The organism is Streptomyces sp. 15-116A (assembly GCF_025290915.1).
Lineage (GTDB): Bacteria > Actinomycetota > Actinomycetes > Streptomycetales > Streptomycetaceae > Streptomyces.
This window is the reverse complement of the sequence record NZ_JAOCQE010000062.1, coordinates 1-16207: the sequence shown is the minus strand read 5'-3', so window position 1 is coordinate 16207 and position 16207 is coordinate 1. Positions and strand designations below refer to the sequence as shown.

The window sequence follows — 16207 nt, the reverse complement described above, 5'->3', positions numbered from 1 at the left end:
GTTTGGCTTGACGAAAGGTGCCGCCTGTGACGCAACACGAACACAGCGACAAGGGTCACACAGCCCACCCGCTGCCGGGCTCGGAGGCGGGCCTGCCCGGGCAGGAGCGCCCCCGGACCGACCGGGTGGTGTTCGGGGTCACGGCGGTCCTCACCCTTGCGTTCGTCATCTGGGGCGCCGCCGCGACGGACTCCCTCACGGACGTCTCCAGCAGCATGCTCAGCGGGCTGATGCACAACGGCGGCTGGGCCTTCATGCTGGCGGCCTCCGGGTTCGTCGTCTTCGCCCTCTGGCTCGCGGCGAGCCGGTACGGCCGGATCCATCTCGGTGCGGAGGGCGAGGAACCCGAGTTCCGGACCGTCTCCTGGGTCGCCATGATGTTCAGCGCCGGTATGGGCATCGGCCTGATGTTCTACGGCGTCAGCGAGCCGCTGTCGCACTACCTCACGCCCCCGCCCGGCACCGATCCCGCCGACTCCGGTGAGCGCATGGAGACGGCGATGGCGACCACGCTGTTCCACTGGACGCTGCATCCCTGGGCCATCTACGCCGTGGTCGGTCTCGCCATCGCCTACAGCACGTTCCGCAGGCGGCGCCGGCAGACCATCAGCGCGGTGTTCACGCCGCTGATCGGGGAGAAGAACGCGAACGGGGTCGGAGGGCGGGTCATCGACATGCTCGCCATCGTCGCGACCGTGTTCGGGTCCGCCGCGTCTCTGGGGCTCGGGGCGTTGCAGATCGGGTCCGGTGTGCAGGATCTCGGGTGGATGGACGAGGTGAGCGAAGGGCTGCTGGTCGGCATCATCGCAGTGCTGACGGTGGCGTTCGTCGCGTCGGCCGTGTCCGGGGTGGAGAAGGGCATCCAATGGCTGTCCAACACCAACATGGTGCTGGCGCTGGTGCTCGCCCTGTTCGTGTTCGTGGCCGGGCCGACGATCATCGTGCTGGATCTGCTGCCGACGTCCGTGTTCGCTTACCTGGGTGATCTGCCGCAGCTGGCGGGGCGTACCGAGGCGAGCGGTGGTGAGGGGGTCGCGGACTGGCTGGGCAGCTGGACCGTCTTCTACTGGGCGTGGTGGATCTCCTGGACGCCGTTCGTCGGCATGTTCATCGCGCGGATCAGCCGGGGACGTACGATCCGTCAGTTCATCGGCGGGGTCATCCTCGTGCCGAGCACGGTCAGCCTGCTGTGGTTCGCGATCTTCGGTGGGTCGGCGATGAAGCTGCAGGAGCAGAACCGGCTGGGTGAGGAGGCGACGCCGGAGGGGCAGCTCTTCGCGGTGCTGCGGGAGTTCCCGATCGCCACGGTCACGAGTCTGCTGGTGATGATCCTGGTGGGCATCTTCTTCGTGTCCGGTGCGGATGCTGCGTCGATCGTGATGGGGACGCTGTCGCAGAAGGGCGCGCTGGAGCCGGGGCGGCTGGTCGTCGTGTTCTGGGGTGTGGTCACCGGTGCGGTGGCCGCGATCATGCTGCTGGTGGGGAGCGGGCAGGGGGACGCGCTGACGGGGCTGCAGAATCTGACGATTCTGGCGGCGGCGCCGTTCGTGATCGTGATGATCTTCATGTGTGTGGCGCTGATGCGGGATCTGCGCCGTGATCCGGTGATCGTGCGGGACCGGATGGGGTCGGAAGCGGTGGAACTCGCGGTCATCGAGGGGCACAAGAAGTACGACGGCGAGTTCGAGCTGCGGATCGGGCCTGGGCGGGGGCCGGATGTGGAGGGGGATCCGATCGGCAAACACTGACGTGAGCGGGGGCGCCTTGGCCGGGTGGTGGGTCGGGGGTGCGGCGGCGGGGCGGAGGTCGCCGCAGTCGCGCCCCTCCCTGCGCTGCCACAGTGCCCCGGCGTGGGGACCGGCTAAGCGGCGACCTCCGCCCCACCACCACACCCCCTCCGGCCGTCCCGCGTCTGCGGCAACATCCCCCCAGAGGTGAGCAGCTTCGAGGCCGTAGGGGCGCTGCGGCATCGGGCCCGGTGCAGCGGCACCCTGCTAGCGCAGGACAGCGATACCTACCCCTGGCCCGCCGTTGTCAGGTGTGCTGCCTCCTCCGCGCACCCCCACGCCACCGTGACCCCCGCTCCGCCGTGGCCGTAGTTGTGCACCAACAGGCGTTCGCCGGGGAGTCGTTCACACTCCAGGCGGACCTCATGTCGCGCCGGCCGCAAACCCACCCGGTGTTCCAGCACTCGCGCCTCACCGATCTCCGGACGCAACGCCGCGCATCGTTGAACGATCCCCTCCGCCACCGCAGGATCCGGCTCCAGAGACCACGCGTCCTCCTCCGCCGTACCTCCCAGAATCAGCCGCCCCGGCTGCGGGAAGAAATACGCCGATTCGCTGCCGACCGTCTCGGCCACCATCCACGTACGGATCCCCGGGTTCTCCACCACGACCAACTGCCCCCGCACCGGCCGCACCGACGCGTCCGGTGCCAGCTCCCGCGCCCCCAGCCCCGCGCAGTTGACGACCACCGGCGCCTCCGTCTCGCCGAAGTCCTTCACCTCGCGCTCCTCGATCAGCCCGCCCGCCGCCACCAACCGCTCCCGCAGCCAGGGCAGATGAGTCGACATGTCGATGAGGGGCAGGCGTGCCCACATGCCCGGCCCCCGCGGATACTCCTCGGCGGTGGCGAGCCGTGCGTCCGCCAATCGTCCGGCGGTCCACGTGCCGATCTCCTCCGGGAGGGTCCCGCCCATCACCCCTTCGACCATCCGTACGCCGGTGACCTCCGGGCGCTCGGCCAGGTGCTCGTAGACGTCGAGGGACCGCAGCGCCCACGCCCGCGCCGACTCCATCGGCTCGATCCGGTACGGCCACCACAGAGCCCCCGCCACCGCGGACGTCGTCCGCGCGACCGGGTCCCGCGTCCACAGCCGTACCCGGCGGCCCCGCTCGGCGAGGACGACCGCCGTCGTCAGGCCGATGACCCCGCCGCCGACGACCAGCACATCGCAGTTCGGTTCGCTCTTCGTCGTATCCCTCATCGAGACGGACGCTAGCCGAATGTGGCACGGCGTGCTCAGGAGCCGCCCGCGGAGGGAATACTCCCCCCATGTCTGCCGAGTACGCGACCTTCGGCCTGGCACCGGCGATGAGACCCGGTGGAGTCCTCGCCAATGGTGACTACCAAGTCCACCGGGACTTCGTCGACTTCGTCGTCGACGGATGCCCGCTGCTGTTCCGCCTCTCCGACCTGGACGCCGTCTCCCCGCTCGCCTCCGACGTCCCGCCCGCCATCTTCACCGCCCAGGTCCGCAGCCTGCTGCTGGAGACGGAGGCACCGCTGCCCGCCGGCCGGTACATCGTCTACGGCTGCCCCGACTGCGCGGACCTCGCCTGTGGCGCCGTGACCGCCGTCATCGAGCGGGACGGCGAGGACTTCATCTGGCGGGACTTCGCCTGGCAGACCGGTGAACACGCCGATCTGGAGCTCAACGGCTACCACGGCATAGGCCCGTTCCGCTTCCGCGGCGAGGAGTACCGTACGGCTCTCGCCTCCCTGTTGGAGGAGGAGACGGAGGGGGAAGGGGCGGGGAGTCGTCGGCGTGTTCTGTTGATCGGCGCCCGTGTGGCCCTGCTCGCCAAGCTGGCCGCGGCGTTGCGCACCATAGGGATCGGCGCCGATATCGCCCATGACGCCGAGGGTGTTCCGGCGGGCGAGTTGCGCGGCTACGGCGCGGTCGTCTTCGGCCCTACGGTGCCGGACGAGCAACGCGCCGCCGTGCGCCGCGCGTTCACCGCCGCCGGCATCGAGGTGCCCTGCGTCGACGGCCTCGCCCCGGTCGTTCCGCTGCTCGTCGCGCAGACCGAGCACGCCCTCGACCGCCGCCCGCCCGCACAGCGCCGCCTCGTCGCCCTCACCGCCGCCGGCGACGCGGCGGAGCTGGAGGTCACCTCCTCCTGCCGGGTGACCCTCACCGCGTACCGCATCGACCGCCTCTCCCGCACCCACACCCAGGACGTCTTCGACGGCATCCTCGAACCGGGCCGGCATCGCGTCCTCGTCGACGCGAAGGCAGTGAAGGGGGAGGCGTACCTGGTGGCCCGTACCGCCGGAACGGTGCTGGTCGCGGCCGTCCGCCCCTGAAAAGGCGAGAGGCGTGCCGCGACGGGAGGCCGTTAGGATCGGCGGTCTGATGACTGCCACCCTCGTCGCCAAGAACCTCGCCGCCGGGCACGGAGACCGTTCGCTGTTCAGCGGGCTCGATCTGGTCGTCGCCCCCGGTGATGTGATCGGGCTCGTCGGGGCCAACGGCGCCGGCAAGTCCACCCTGCTCCGCCTGCTCGCCGGGCTCACCGCGCCCGAGGAGGGCGAGCTGTGGCTCTCCCCGCCGAGCGCGACCGTCGGGCACCTCCCGCAGGAGCCGGAGCGCCGGCCCGGTGAGACGGTCCGGGCCTTCCTGGCCCGCCGTACCAGTGTCGCCGAGGCCCAGCGGGCCATGGACGAGGCGACCCAGGCCCTCGTCGACGGGGCGCCGGGCGCCGACGACGCGTACGCCACGAGCCTGGAACGGTGGCTCGCGCTGGGCGGCGCCGACCTCGACGAGCGGGCCGAGGAGGTCGCCGACTCGCTCGGTCTCGCCGTCGACCTGGAGCAGCCGATGACCTCGCTGTCCGGCGGCCAGGCGGCCCGAGCCTCACTCGCCTCGCTGCTCCTGTCCCGGTACGACGTGTTCCTGCTCGACGAGCCGACCAACGACCTCGACCTGGATGGTCTGGAGCGGCTGGAGCGCTTCGTCGGCGGTCTGCGCGCCGGGACCGTCGTCGTCAGTCACGACCGCGAGTTCCTCGACCGCACCGTCACCAAGGTCCTCGAACTCGACCTGGCGCAGCGGCAGATCACCCTCTACGGCGGCGGCTACGCGGCCTACCTGGAGGAGCGGGACGTGGCCCGCAGGCACGCGCGCGACCAGTACGAGGAGTACGCCGACAAGAAGGCCGCCCTCCAGGAGCGGGCTCAGATGCAGCGCACCTGGATGGACAAGGGCGTGAAGAACGCGCGCCGCAAGGCGGGCGACAACGACAAGATCGGCCGGAAGTTCCGCAGCGAGGCCAGTGAGAAGCAGGCCGCCAAGGCCCGTCAGACACAGCGCATGATCGAGCGGCTGGAGGTGGTCGAGGAGCCGCGCAAGGAGTGGGAGCTGCGCATGGAGATCGCCGCCGCGCCGCGTTCGGGCGCGGTCGTGGCGAGCTTGCGGGACGCCGAGGTGCGCCGTGGTGCGTTCACGCTCGGGCCGGTGTCACTCCAGATCGACTGGGCCGACCGCGTCGCTGTCACCGGCGCGAACGGCGCCGGAAAGTCCACACTCCTGGGTGCCCTGCTGGGCCGGGTCCCGCTCGACGCGGGCCACGCGGCACTCGGCTCGGGCGTGCTGCTCGGCGAGGTCGACCAGGCCCGCGCCCTGTTCCACGGCCCCGACACCCTGCTGGACGCCTTCCACGCGGCGGTCCCGGACACCGAACCGGTCGAGATCCGCACCCTGCTCGCCAAGTTCGGCCTCAAGGCGGACCACGTGAACCGTCCCGCGGCGAGCCTCTCCCCGGGCGAACGCACCCGCGCCGCCCTCGCCCTCCTCCAGGGCCGGGGCGTCAACCTGCTGGTCCTCGACGAACCGACCAACCACCTCGACCTGCCGGCCATCGAGCAACTGGAATCCGCCCTCGACGCCTACGAAGGCACGCTCCTCCTGATCACCCACGACCGCCGCATGCTCGAAGCGGTACGAGTAACCCGCCGCCTGGAAGTGACTGACGGAAAGGTCACCGAGCGATAGCCACCTAGCTGCGGGCAGTCGTGCCTCCCCCAGTGCCTTAAGGGCCTGGGAGGTGCCCCCAGGGCGGCACGGGTGGGCGGTGGGGGTCCCCCCGCTCGAGCGAAGCCGAGAGTGGGGGAGGCACCTCGCCAGCGTGGGCAAGCGGAACTCACCCCCGGCCAGCACAAAGAAACCCGGGCCCGAACGCATCCGGGCCCAGGTCCCCAACCTCAGCGCCTCCCGTTCCCCTGATCCAACAACCCGGCCCGGCGCAGAGCATCGGCCATCGCACTGTTCGCAGGAGCCGGCGCCTGACGCGACCCGGCACCCCCACCCCCGCCACGCCCCTGCCGCTGCTGCGGCGGGCGCCCACCACGCTGACGCCGCTCACCGCCACCCGCCGAAGCGCCGCCGGCCTTCGCGGACGCCTCCTCGTCCAGCCGCAGCGTCAACGAGATCCGCTTGCGCGGAATGTCCACGTCCATGACCTTCACCTTGACGATGTCGCCCGGCTTGACCACGTCCCGCGGGTCCTTCACGAACGTCTTCGACATCGCGGAGACATGCACCAGCCCGTCCTGATGGACACCGACATCGACGAACGCACCGAACGCCGCCACGTTCGTCACGACCCCCTCCAGCACCATGCCCGGCGTCAGGTCGGAGATCTTCTCCACGCCCTCCTTGAAGGCGGCCGTCCTGAACGCCGGACGCGGGTCGCGGCCCGGCTTCTCCAGCTCCTTGAGGATGTCGGTGACGGTCGGCAGACCGAACGTCTCGTCCACGAAGTCCTGCGGCTTCAGCGACCGCAGCACCCCGGTGTTGCCGATCAGGGAGGCGACCTCCTGCCCTGACGTCTTCACCATGCGGCGGACCACCGGGTACGCCTCGGGGTGCACGCTGGACGCGTCCAGCGGGTCGTCGCCGCCGCGGATGCGCAGGAAGCCCGCGCACTGCTCGTACGCCTTCGGGCCGAGCCGCGGCACCTTCTTCAGCTGGGCGCGGGACGTGAACGGGCCGTTGGCGTCGCGGTGGGCCACGATGTTCTCCGCGAGCCCGGAGGTGATGCCGGAGACCCGGGCGAGCAGCGGGGCCGACGCGGTGTTGACGTCCACGCCCACGCCGTTCACACAGTCCTCCACCACCGCGTCCAGCGACCGCGACAGCTTCACCTCGGACAGATCGTGCTGGTACTGGCCGACACCGATGGACTTCGGGTCGATCTTCACCAGCTCGGCCAGCGGGTCCTGCAGCCGGCGCGCGATGGACACGGCGCCGCGCAGCGACACGTCCATGTCCGGCAGCTCCTGGGAGGCGAAGGCGGAGGCCGAGTACACGGAGGCGCCCGCCTCGGACACCATCACCTTCGTCAGCTTCAGCTCGGGGTGCTTGGCGATGAGCTCACCGGCGAGCTTGTCGGTCTCGCGGGACGCCGTGCCGTTGCCGATCGCGATCAGCTCGACCGCGTGCTCCTTCGCCAGCCGGGCCAGCTTGGCGATGGCCTCGTCCCAGCGGTTCGCCGGGACATGCGGGTGGATGACGTCCGTGGCGACGACCTTGCCGGTCGCGTCGACCACGGCGACCTTCACACCCGTACGGAAGCCTGGGTCCAGGCCGAGCGTCGCCCGCGTACCGGCCGGGGCGGCGAGCAGCAGGTCGCGCAGATTGGCCGCGAAGACCCGTACCGCCTCGTCCTCGGCGGCCGTGCGCAGCCGCAGCCGGATGTCGATGCCGAGGTGCACCAGGATGCGCGTGCGCCACGCCCAGCGGACCGTGTCGAGCAGCCACTTGTCGGCGGGGCGCCCCCGGTCGGCGATCCCGAACCGGTGCGCGACGATGCCCTCGTACGACGACGGGCCGTCCACCGGCTCCTCCGGCTCCAGGACGAGGTCGAGGACCTCCTCCTTCTCACCGCGCAGCATCGCCAGGACGCGGTGCGAGGGCAGCTCGGTGAACGGCTCGGCGAAGTCGAAGTAGTCGGCGAACTTGGCGCCCGCCTCCTCCTTGCCCTCGCGCACCTTGGCCGCGAGCCGCCCGCGGACCCACATGCGCTCGCGCAGCTCGCCGATCAGGTCGGCGTCCTCCGAGAACCGCTCGGTGAGGATCGCGCGGGCGCCGTCCAGCGCGGCCTGCGGATCGGCGACGCCCTTGTCGGCGTCCACGAAAGCGGCGGCCGCGGCGAGGGGCTCCACGCCGGGATCGGCGAGCAGCCCCTCCGCCAGCGGCTCCAGACCCGCCTCGCGGGCGATCTGCGCCTTGGTGCGGCGCTTCGGCTTGAAGGGCAGGTAGATGTCCTCCAGGCGCGCCTTGGTCTCGGCGCCACGGATCCGCGCCTCGAGCTCCTCGGTCAGCTTGCCCTGCTCGCGCACCGAGTCCAGGATCGCCGTCCGGCGGTCCTCCAGCTCCCGCAGATAGCGCAGCCGCTCCTCGATCGTGCGCAGCTGCGCATCGTCGAGCATCTCGGTCGCTTCCTTGCGGTAGCGGGCGATGAAGGGCACCGTCGAACCGCCGTCGAGCAGCTCCACGGCGGCCTTGACCTGCCGCTCCCGTACGCCGAGCTCCTCGGCGATCCTGCCTTCGATGGACCCTGCTCCGAGGGACCCGGGTGTCGTCACGATCCCGTACCGCCTTCTTCCACTGAGGTTGCGCGGCAATTGTGGCAGGTGGCACCGACAATCGTGGATCAGGGCGCCGACGCGCCGGGATCCGGTACGGCAGCCGTCACGCCCGGCGGCTGCGGGTGCTGGACGAGGCCCCGCCGAACAACCGGGCCAGCGCCCGGAACGGCAGGGTCACGACGGTGGCGATGGCGCCGCCGATCTGACGCAGAACATCTGCGATGGCACGGAACACGTGACTTCCCTTTCGTCTGCTGCGGTCGGACGACATGCGAGTACCTCGCCTACGCCGCATCATGTGCACCAGCACGTGGCAGAAAAGGTGGGACACCCGTCATTGCGGACGGCGACCGCACCCGCCAAGAATCGATCACATGACCCAACACGGCGTCCTCGTCGTCCTCTTCGACGGTGTGCAGAGCCTCGATGTCACCGGCCCCGTGGAGGTCTTCGCCGGGGCGGAGGCCTGCGCGCCGGGCAGCTACCGGATCCGCACGGCCTCCCTGGACGGCGGTCCCGTCCGCACCTCCAGCGGGCTCACGCTCGTACCCGACCAGGCCCTGACGCCCGAGCCGGTACCGCACACCCTGCTGCTGCCGGGCGGCCTGGACACCCATCGCCCCGACCCGCGGCTGACCGACTGGCTGCGCGCCCACGCGCCCACGGCGACCCGGCTCGTGTCGGTCTGCACCGGCGCGTTCCTGCTGGCCGCGGCGGGGCTGCTGGACGGCCGGCGTGCCACCACCCACTGGGCGTACTGCGCGAAACTCGCCCGTGACCACCCGGACGTGGTCGTCGAGCCCGACCCCGTCTACGTCCGCGACGGACACGTCGCCACCTCGGCGGGCGTCACGGCCGGCATCGATCTCGCGCTCGCCCTGGTCGAGGAGGACCTGGGCCGCGAGACCGCCCTCACCGTCGCCCGCCACCTGGTGGTGTTCCTGCGCCGGCCGGGAAACCAGGCCCAGTTCAGCGCCCAGCTCGCGGCGCAGACCGCGCGGCGCGATCCGCTGCGGGAGGTGCAGCGGTGGATCACCGAGCACCCCGCCGGCGATCTGTCGGTGGAGGCGCTCGCCGCCCGCGCCCGCCTCTCGCCGCGCCACTTCGCCCGCGCCTTCCGCGCCGAGACCGGTGTGACCCCGGGCCGGTACGTCGACCGCGTCCGGCTCGAACACGCCCGCCGGCTCCTGGAGGACACCGGCGACGGCGTCGAGGAGATCTCCCGCGCCAGCGGCTACGGCACCCCCGAGGCGATGCGGCGCGCCTTCCTCCGCACGCTGGGCACGGCCCCGGCGGAGTACCGCCGCCGCTTCCGCCCGGCTTCCCCGGCCGCCGCGGCTTCCCCGGCCAGCCCGGCCACCCCGGCCACCCGCTGACCGAGCAGCACCACCCCTGACCCGCACAGCCCCCGGAGAGGAACCCGATGCAGATCGCCATGGTCGTCTACGACCGCTTCACCGCCCTCGACGTCGTCGGCCCCTACGAAATCCTCAGCCGTCTTCCCGAAGCGCGGATCACCTTCGTCGCCGAGCGGGCGGGGCCCGTCCGCGCCGACACGGGGTTCCTCACTCTCACCGCGGACCGGGCGCTGGACGAGCTGCCGGACCCGGACATCGTGGTGGTCTCCGGTGGCCCCGGCACCCAGGAGCAGCTCGGCAACGAGGCGCTGCGCGCGTGGCTGCGGGCCGCGGACGCGCACGCCACCTGGATCACGTCCGTCTGCTCGGGCTCCCTGCTGCTCGCCGCGGCGGGCCTGCTGAAGGGCCGCCGCGCCACCACCCACTGGGCCGTGCTGGACATGCTGCGCCACTTCGGCGCGGAGCCGACGGAGGAGCGGGTCGTCGTCGACGGCCGATACGTCACCGCGGCCGGTGTCTCCGCCGGGATCGACATGGCGCTCGCTCTGGCCGGCCGCATCGCCGGGGACGAACACGCCCAGGCCGTGCAGTTGTTCACCGAGTACGACCCCCGGCCGCCTTACGACACCGGCTCGCCGCACAAGGCCCCGGCGCACCTTGTGGAGGAGATCCGTACGGGACGCAGGTTCAGCCTGACGTAGTCACGTTCCAGGTGAACCGGGGTGTGCGGCGTTCCAGGAACGCGGCGACGCCCTCCGCGGTGTCCGTGCCGGTGCGGGCCTGTTCGGTCCAGTGGGCGTCGCGGTCGGTGCGGCCGTCCGCGAACTCCTTCGCCGCGGCCTGCGTCAGCTGCGAACGGGAGGCCAGGACGCGCGTGAACTCCGCGACCCGCTTGTCCAGTTCGCCGGCCGGCAGCACCTCGTCCACCAGGCCGGTCCGCAGGGCGCGCTCGGTGTCGATCAACTCGCCCGAGAAAAGGAGGTACTTGGCGGTGGCCGGACCCACGAGCGAGACCAGGCGGCGGGTTGAGGAGGCCGGGTAGACGATGCCCAGCTTGGCCGGGGTCACGCCGAAGAGCGCGTCCTGCTCCGCGAACCGCAGATCGCAGGCCGCCGCCAGCTGCGCCCCGCCGCCTACGCAGTGGCCCCGGATCGCGGCCAGCGTCGGCTTGGGGAAGGCGGCGAGCGCCTCCTCCGCCGCCACGGCGAGCCGCTGGGCCTCGAAGGCCGACTCGCGGAGCGTGGAGATGTCGGCCCCGGCGCAGAACGTCCCGCCCTCACCCGTGAGGACCAGCACCCGTACGCCCGGGTCGTCCGCGAGGCCGGCGAGCAGCGGCGGCAGCGCGGCCCACATCGCCGCGGTCATGGCGTTGCGCTTGGCCGGATGGCTGATGACGACCGTGGCGACCGAGTCGGTGACGTGGTGCAGCAGCTGGGGCTCCTCCATGTGCCGGATGCTATCCGGCCCGTTCGGTGCGCCGACCGGCGGGAGCGCGCACAGTGGAGGGGAGGGACCGACCGAGGAGGCAGCCATGGCCGAGCCCACCGCGCCGCGGGGCGACGGGACCACCCCATCCCGGGGCGAGCAGCCCACCACCCTGGGGGACGACACGGCCACCGGAGCGCGGGACGGCATGCGGAAGCCGCCGGGGAACGGCGCACTCCCTCCGTCACGGGACACGACGAACGCCGCCCAGCAGGACGAGAAGGCCGCGCGGCAGGACGAGAAGGCCGCGCGCCGGCACGAGGTGGCGAAACTCAGCCGCGGCTTCAGCTGGCTCGCCGTGCTCGGGGTGATCCTGGTCGTCGCCGGGCTCGTCGGTCTCGTCTACACCGGCGTCGCCACCCTGACCTCGATGATCCTGTTCGGCTGGCTGCTGCTGATCGGCGGCGTGATCGGCCTGCTGCACGCCGTCCAGGCACGGGGCAGCAACTTCTTCTGGCTGGGCGTGGTCGTCGCGGCCCTGAACATCGCGGCCGGTGTGGTGGTCCTGAAGACACCGGACGCCGCGGCCGAGGCGCTGACCATGTTCGCCGCGCTGCTGTTCCTCACCGGCGGGCTGTTCCGTCTCGTCGGCAGCCTGGTCGTGCGCGGACCCCAGTTCGGCTGGACGCTGGTGCAGGGCGCCTTCGGTCTGCTTTTGGGCGTGCTGGTGCTGGCGTCCTGGCCGAGCAGCAGCCAGTACGTCATCGGTACGTTCTTCTCGCTCGCCCTGCTCTTCGACGGACTCGGCCTGATCGCCACCGGCTACGGCGGACGCAGGATCGTCGGCATGGTCTCCGACCGGCTCGCCGGCGAGGAGCCCGCCAAACCCGTACAACCCGAATAGTTCGCCGAGACGGCACAAGGGGGACAGGAACAGTCCCACAACTGACCGTGTCATACGCGGGCGGTCAGAAACGCTCGATATCCGCTGACTTCTGTTCAGTACTGGGGTGCGGAGCGGATCGTTACCAACACTCGACGTGTGGTGACAATCGAGCGTGAGGGTGGCGACCGGACGATGGACGACCAGGGGCGCGGGCCCGGCCCACGCCCACAGGGCGCGGAAGGTTCCGTCGACGCGAGAGCCGTGGACCCGCTGCCGTACGAGGGCGTCTGGCGGTTCACCGCGCCGGCCACCGACGCCTCGGTCCCGCAGGCCCGCCACGCGGTACGGGACCTGCTGCTGCGCCAGGGCGTGCCGGTCTCCGACGACACGGTCCAGGGACTGCTCCTGATCGTCTCGGAGCTGGTCACCAACGCCGTCCGGCACGCCGCGCTGCTGTCCCCGATGCTCGCCGTCGAGGTCGCCGTCGGCGCCGAGTGGATCCGGGTGTCCGTCGAGGACAACCACCCCTACCGCCCGACCGCCCTGGAGGCCGACTACGGCCAGACCGGCGGACGCGGACTGCTCCTGGTGCGGGAGATCACCCGCGAGGCGGGCGGGGTGTGCGACGTCGAGCACACCGCGAGCGGCGGCAAGGTGATCTGGGCCGCCCTGCCGCTCAAGCCCGCGCAGGTCCCCTAGCCGGCCACCCGCGGCCCCGCGGTCACCACCCGGCCGACGGACCCGTCAGTTCCCGGACCGCCGGACGCGCCGCGTCGAGAACCGTCATGAACCACGAAGAGAACGTGTCCCGCGCGTGCCGCTCCGCCAGCTCGGCCGGGGTGACGAAGACCGTCGAGGCCACCTCCTCGGGATCCGGCCGCAGCGGCGACTGGACCAGACCGACGAAGAGATGGTTGAACTCCTGCTCCACCAGGCCCGAGGCCGGGTCCGGGTGGTTGTAGCGGACCGTGCCCGCCTCCGCCAGCAGCGACGGCGACACCCCCAGCTCCTCGTACGTCCGCCGGGCCGCCGCCGCGAACGGCGCCTCGCCGGGGTAGGGATGACCGCAGCAGGTGTTGGACCACACACCGGGGGAGTGGTACTTGCCCAGCGCGCGCTGCTGGAGCAGCAGCCGGCCCTGTTCGTCGAAGAGGAACACCGAGAACGCCCGGTGCAGCTGCCCCGGCGGCTGATGGGCGGCGAGCTTCTCCGCGGTGCCGATCGTCACGCCGCTCTCGTCGACCAGTTCCAGCAAAATCGGCTCCGCTGTCCCGTTCGACGGCCTGTGCGTCGCGGTGGCAGGTGTGATCGGCATACCCATCCTTCACATCGGTCTTCGCGCCCCAAGTCTGCCGTACGAATCCGGCACTCCCGGCACTTCCCGGCGTCCCCGCATGTCCCCGCGGGCGGCGCCGGCCGGTGACGGTCGGGACCCGAAGATCATCGTGCCCGGACGGACGGGCCGGGAATCCTCGGCCGCCCCTGGCGCCCCTCACCGGGCGCGGGTGCCCTCAGTGACAGAGCCGCGCCTCGTGCTCCGCGTGGCCGCCGGGCTCCAGCTGGAACGTGCAGTGCTCCACGTCGAAGTGGTCGCCGAGGCAGCTCTGCAGCTCGTGCAGCATCTTCTCGTGCCCTATCGAGGTCAGGACCTCGGAGCTGACGACCACGTGCGCGGACAGCACCGGCATGCCCGAGGTGATGGTCCAGGCGTGCAGGTCGTGGACGTCCTCCACCCCGTCCGTGGCCAGGATGTGCGCCCGTACCTCGGCCATGTCCACACCCTTGGGCGCCGCCTCCAGCAGTACGTCCAAGGTCTCCCGGAGCAGCTTGAACGTCCGCGGCACGATCATCAGCGCGATCACCAGCGAGGCGATCGGGTCGGCGGCCGTCCAGCCCGTGGTGACGATCACCAGCGCGGAGAGGATCACCGCGACGGAGCCGAGCGCGTCCGCCGCCACCTCCAGGAAGGCGCCGCGCACGTTCAAGCTCTCCTTCTGCCCGCGCATCAGCAGCGTCAGCGACACCAGGTTGGCCACCAGGCCGATCGCGCCGAACGTCATCGCCAGGCCGCCGTGGGTGTCCGCCGGGGTGACGAACCGCTCGACCGCCTCGTACAGCACATAGCCGCCGACACCGAGCAGCAGCAGGCAGTTCGCGAGCGCGGCCAGGATCTCCGCGCGGGCCAGCCCGAAGGTGCGGCGCTCGCTCGGCGGGCGGGCCGCGAAGCGGATCGCGAGCAGCGCCATCCCGAGTCCGAGGGCGTCGGTCGCCATGTGTGCGGCGTCCGCGACGAGGGCGAGTGAGTCGGCCAGCACACCGCCGACGATCTGGACCACCATCACGCCGAGGGTGATCGCCAGCGCGGTGCGGAGGCGGCCGCGGTACGCCGCGCTCACGGTGCCGCCGGGCGGCGCGCCGTGCGTGTGCCCGTGATCGTGCCCTGCCCCCATGCGTGCGGCCCCTTTCATGACGCGTTCCGGATCACAGTGAACTACGGGGAGGGGGTATGGGGCAACGCGGCACTGAACACCGTTGTCATGTGCCCTGACCTGGGGGTTTGCTGTGCAGGTCAGGATGGTGAGGATTCGCTTCGTCGTCGGCTGCGGGTGCGTGGGGAACTGCGCGACCAGCCACAGATCACCCGCGCTCGGGCACGGCGCGGTGATGCTGCCACCCTTGCCAGGCCGAGTCGACCATCTCGCGGATGCCGCGGCGTGCCGTCCAGCCCAACTGCTCAGCCGCCCGCTCCGCCGACGCCACCGCACGGGGCGCGTCACCCGGCCTGCGGGGTTCCACGACCGGAGCGCGCCCCTCACCGGTGACCTCCGCGATGACCGTGATCAGCTCCCGCACCGAGACGCCCTCGCCGCGGCCGATGTTGAGCGTCAGGTCGCCCGTGACGTCACCCTCGGACAGCCGGCGGGCCGCCGCCAGGTGGGCCTCGGCGAGATCGGTGACGTGAATGTAGTCACGGACGCACGTGCCGTCCGGCGTCGGATAGTCGTCGCCGAAGATCCGCGGGGCCTCGCCCCTGCTGAGCCGGTCGAAGACCATCGGCACGATGTTGAAGACACCGGTGTCGGCCAGTTCCGGTGCGCCCGCGCCCGCGACGTTGAAGTAGCGCAGGCACACCGTCGCGATGCCGTGCGCCCGGCCCGCCGCCCGCACCAGCCACTCCCCGGCGAGCTTGGTCTCGCCGTAGGGGTTCACGGGGGTGCAGGGGGCGTCCTCCGTGATGAGGTCCACACCGGGGTCGCCGTACACCGCCGCGGAGGAGGAGAAGACGAAGCGCTCGATGCCGGCCTCCGCCACCGCGTCGAGCAGCGTGGCCAGGCCGCCCACGTTCTCCCGGTAGTAGCGCGTCGGCTGTGCCACGGACTCGGCGACCTGCTTGCGCGCGGCCAGGTGCACCACGCCCGTGACCTCGTGCTCGGCGCACACCCGCTTCAGCAGTGCCGCGTCCAGCGTCGAGCCCTCGACCAGCGGCACCTCGGCGGGCAGCCGCTCCGCGACCCCGGCCGAGAGGTCGTCCAGGGCGACGACCCGCTCCCCGGCCCCGGTCATGGTGCGCGCCACATGGGCGCCGATGTATCCGGCCCCGCCGGTGATCAGCCATGTCATGGTCGTCCACCCTATGCGGAGCGCCCCGGCGGGAGGGAAAATGTCCCCCAATAGTCTCCAACGCCCTTTCTGGTAGCGCGGTTTGTGGGCCGGGCCCCGCATCCCCGATGATGATCGCGGCAGCATGAGCGGGCGAACCGCGTCGATCCAGCCGTGGAACGGGCGGTGAACGCGGGCTTCCGGGGATCCGATAGCCTCTGCCGACATGCCGCCCGGGGTCCCGCACGGGCGCCCCCACCATGCACATGACCGGCGCGGACGCGTCGGTACCCAGGGAGTGAGTTCGGTTGTCGACCGCCATCCTCACCGGTCAGCCGGTCCCCGGCTCGTCGCTCGAGGGCGATCTGCGCTCCCTCGGCTTCGATGTCCGGACCGCGTCCGGCCCGGCCGAGGCCGAGACGCTGCTCGCCGGGGTGCCCTCGGCGGAGCGGGTCGCCGTGGTCGACGCCCGGTTCGTGGGCCATGTGCACGCCCTGCGCCTCGCCCTGACCGACCCCCGCTTCCCGCTCGCCGCGGTCCCCGGCGCCGTGACCGCCCAGCC

The 16207-nt window shown here is 71.7% G+C and carries 14 protein-coding genes and 1 pseudogene; 8 read left to right on the top strand and 7 right to left on the bottom strand.

The genetic code is table 11. The annotated features are described in order from the left end of the window. Nucleotides 1-26 precede the first annotated feature (26 nt). Complete coding sequence (locus N4P33_RS13590; protein ID WP_260826661.1) at nucleotides 27-1748, top strand: BCCT family transporter; 1722 nt, start codon at nucleotides 27-29, stop codon at nucleotides 1746-1748. Between the two features lie 266 nt (nucleotides 1749-2014). On the opposite strand, the gene N4P33_RS13585 is transcribed toward N4P33_RS13590, so the two are convergent. Continuing rightward, complete coding sequence (locus N4P33_RS13585; RefSeq protein ID WP_260826660.1) at nucleotides 2015-2989, bottom strand: FAD-binding oxidoreductase; 975 nt, start codon at nucleotides 2987-2989, stop codon at nucleotides 2015-2017. A 68-nt stretch (nucleotides 2990-3057) separates the two neighbouring features. On the opposite strand from N4P33_RS13585, the gene N4P33_RS13580 reads away from it, so the two are divergent. Both N4P33_RS13580 and N4P33_RS13575 read left to right on the top strand, forming a co-directional pair. Continuing rightward, complete coding sequence (locus N4P33_RS13580) at nucleotides 3058-4092, top strand: oxidoreductase (RefSeq protein ID WP_260826659.1); 1035 nt, start codon at nucleotides 3058-3060, stop codon at nucleotides 4090-4092. A 49-nt stretch (nucleotides 4093-4141) separates the two neighbouring features. Continuing rightward, nucleotides 4142-5779, top strand: coding sequence for an ABC-F family ATP-binding cassette domain-containing protein (locus tag N4P33_RS13575; RefSeq protein WP_260826658.1), 1638 nt, complete (start codon nucleotides 4142-4144; stop codon nucleotides 5777-5779). A 209-nt stretch (nucleotides 5780-5988) separates the two neighbouring features. Here the strand turns inward: N4P33_RS13575 and N4P33_RS13570 are convergent, their stop codons facing one another. Next, nucleotides 5989-8373 carry a Tex family protein gene (locus N4P33_RS13570; protein WP_260826657.1) on the bottom strand — a complete coding sequence of 795 codons (2385 nt, stop codon included), beginning with the start codon at nucleotides 8371-8373 and terminating at the stop codon, nucleotides 5989-5991. A 106-nt stretch (nucleotides 8374-8479) separates the two neighbouring features. Then, nucleotides 8480-8611: an LPFR motif small protein gene (locus N4P33_RS13565; RefSeq protein ID WP_252100478.1), complete on the bottom strand. Its 132-nt coding sequence runs from the start codon at nucleotides 8609-8611 to the stop codon at nucleotides 8480-8482. A 139-nt stretch (nucleotides 8612-8750) separates the two neighbouring features. On the opposite strand from N4P33_RS13565, the gene N4P33_RS13560 reads away from it, so the two are divergent. Both N4P33_RS13560 and N4P33_RS13555 read left to right on the top strand, forming a co-directional pair. Then, entirely contained in the window at nucleotides 8751-9752 is a 1002-nt protein-coding gene (locus N4P33_RS13560) for a GlxA family transcriptional regulator (RefSeq protein WP_260826656.1), read from the top strand. Between the two features lie 47 nt (nucleotides 9753-9799). Beyond that, nucleotides 9800-10435: a DJ-1/PfpI family protein gene (locus tag N4P33_RS13555; RefSeq protein ID WP_260826655.1), complete on the top strand. Its 636-nt coding sequence runs from the start codon at nucleotides 9800-9802 to the stop codon at nucleotides 10433-10435. Here the strand turns inward: N4P33_RS13555 and N4P33_RS13550 are convergent. Beyond that, nucleotides 10422-11180 (bottom strand): enoyl-CoA hydratase/isomerase family protein, encoded by a 759-nt coding sequence (locus tag N4P33_RS13550; RefSeq protein WP_260826654.1) that lies wholly within the window; start codon nucleotides 11178-11180, stop codon nucleotides 10422-10424. The two genes, N4P33_RS13555 and N4P33_RS13550, sit on opposite strands and share 14 nt — an antisense overlap. 301 nt (nucleotides 11181-11481) lie before the next feature. Here N4P33_RS13550 and N4P33_RS13545 point away from each other — a divergent pair, with 301 nt between their 5' ends. Together N4P33_RS13545 and N4P33_RS13540 are read left to right on the top strand one after the other, a co-directional pair. Then, on the top strand, nucleotides 11482-12063 hold the full coding sequence (locus N4P33_RS13545; protein WP_260826673.1) for an HdeD family acid-resistance protein: 582 nt from the start codon (nucleotides 11482-11484) through the stop codon (nucleotides 12061-12063). A 174-nt stretch (nucleotides 12064-12237) separates the two neighbouring features. After that, nucleotides 12238-12744: an ATP-binding protein gene (locus tag N4P33_RS13540; protein ID WP_260826672.1), complete on the top strand. Its 507-nt coding sequence runs from the start codon at nucleotides 12238-12240 to the stop codon at nucleotides 12742-12744. 22 nt (nucleotides 12745-12766) lie between these two features. Here the strand turns inward: N4P33_RS13540 and idi are convergent, their stop codons facing one another. The 3 genes from idi to galE form a co-directional block, all read right to left on the bottom strand. Beyond that, on the bottom strand, nucleotides 12767-13360 hold the full coding sequence (gene idi / locus N4P33_RS13535; protein WP_260826653.1) for an isopentenyl-diphosphate Delta-isomerase: 594 nt from the start codon (nucleotides 13358-13360) through the stop codon (nucleotides 12767-12769). A gap of 196 nt (nucleotides 13361-13556) precedes the next feature. Next, entirely contained in the window at nucleotides 13557-14495 is a 939-nt protein-coding gene (locus N4P33_RS13530; RefSeq protein ID WP_260826652.1) for a cation diffusion facilitator family transporter, read from the bottom strand. Nucleotides 14496-14682: 187 nt separating this feature from the next. Beyond that, nucleotides 14683-15666, bottom strand: coding sequence for a UDP-glucose 4-epimerase GalE (gene galE, locus N4P33_RS13525; protein WP_260826651.1), 984 nt, complete (start codon nucleotides 15664-15666; stop codon nucleotides 14683-14685). Nucleotides 15667-15953: 287 nt separating this feature from the next. Between galE and N4P33_RS13520 the strand changes: the two are divergent. Continuing rightward, nucleotides 15954-16207 (top strand): annotated as a pseudogene (locus N4P33_RS13520) (CDP-alcohol phosphatidyltransferase family protein); the annotation flags it as partial.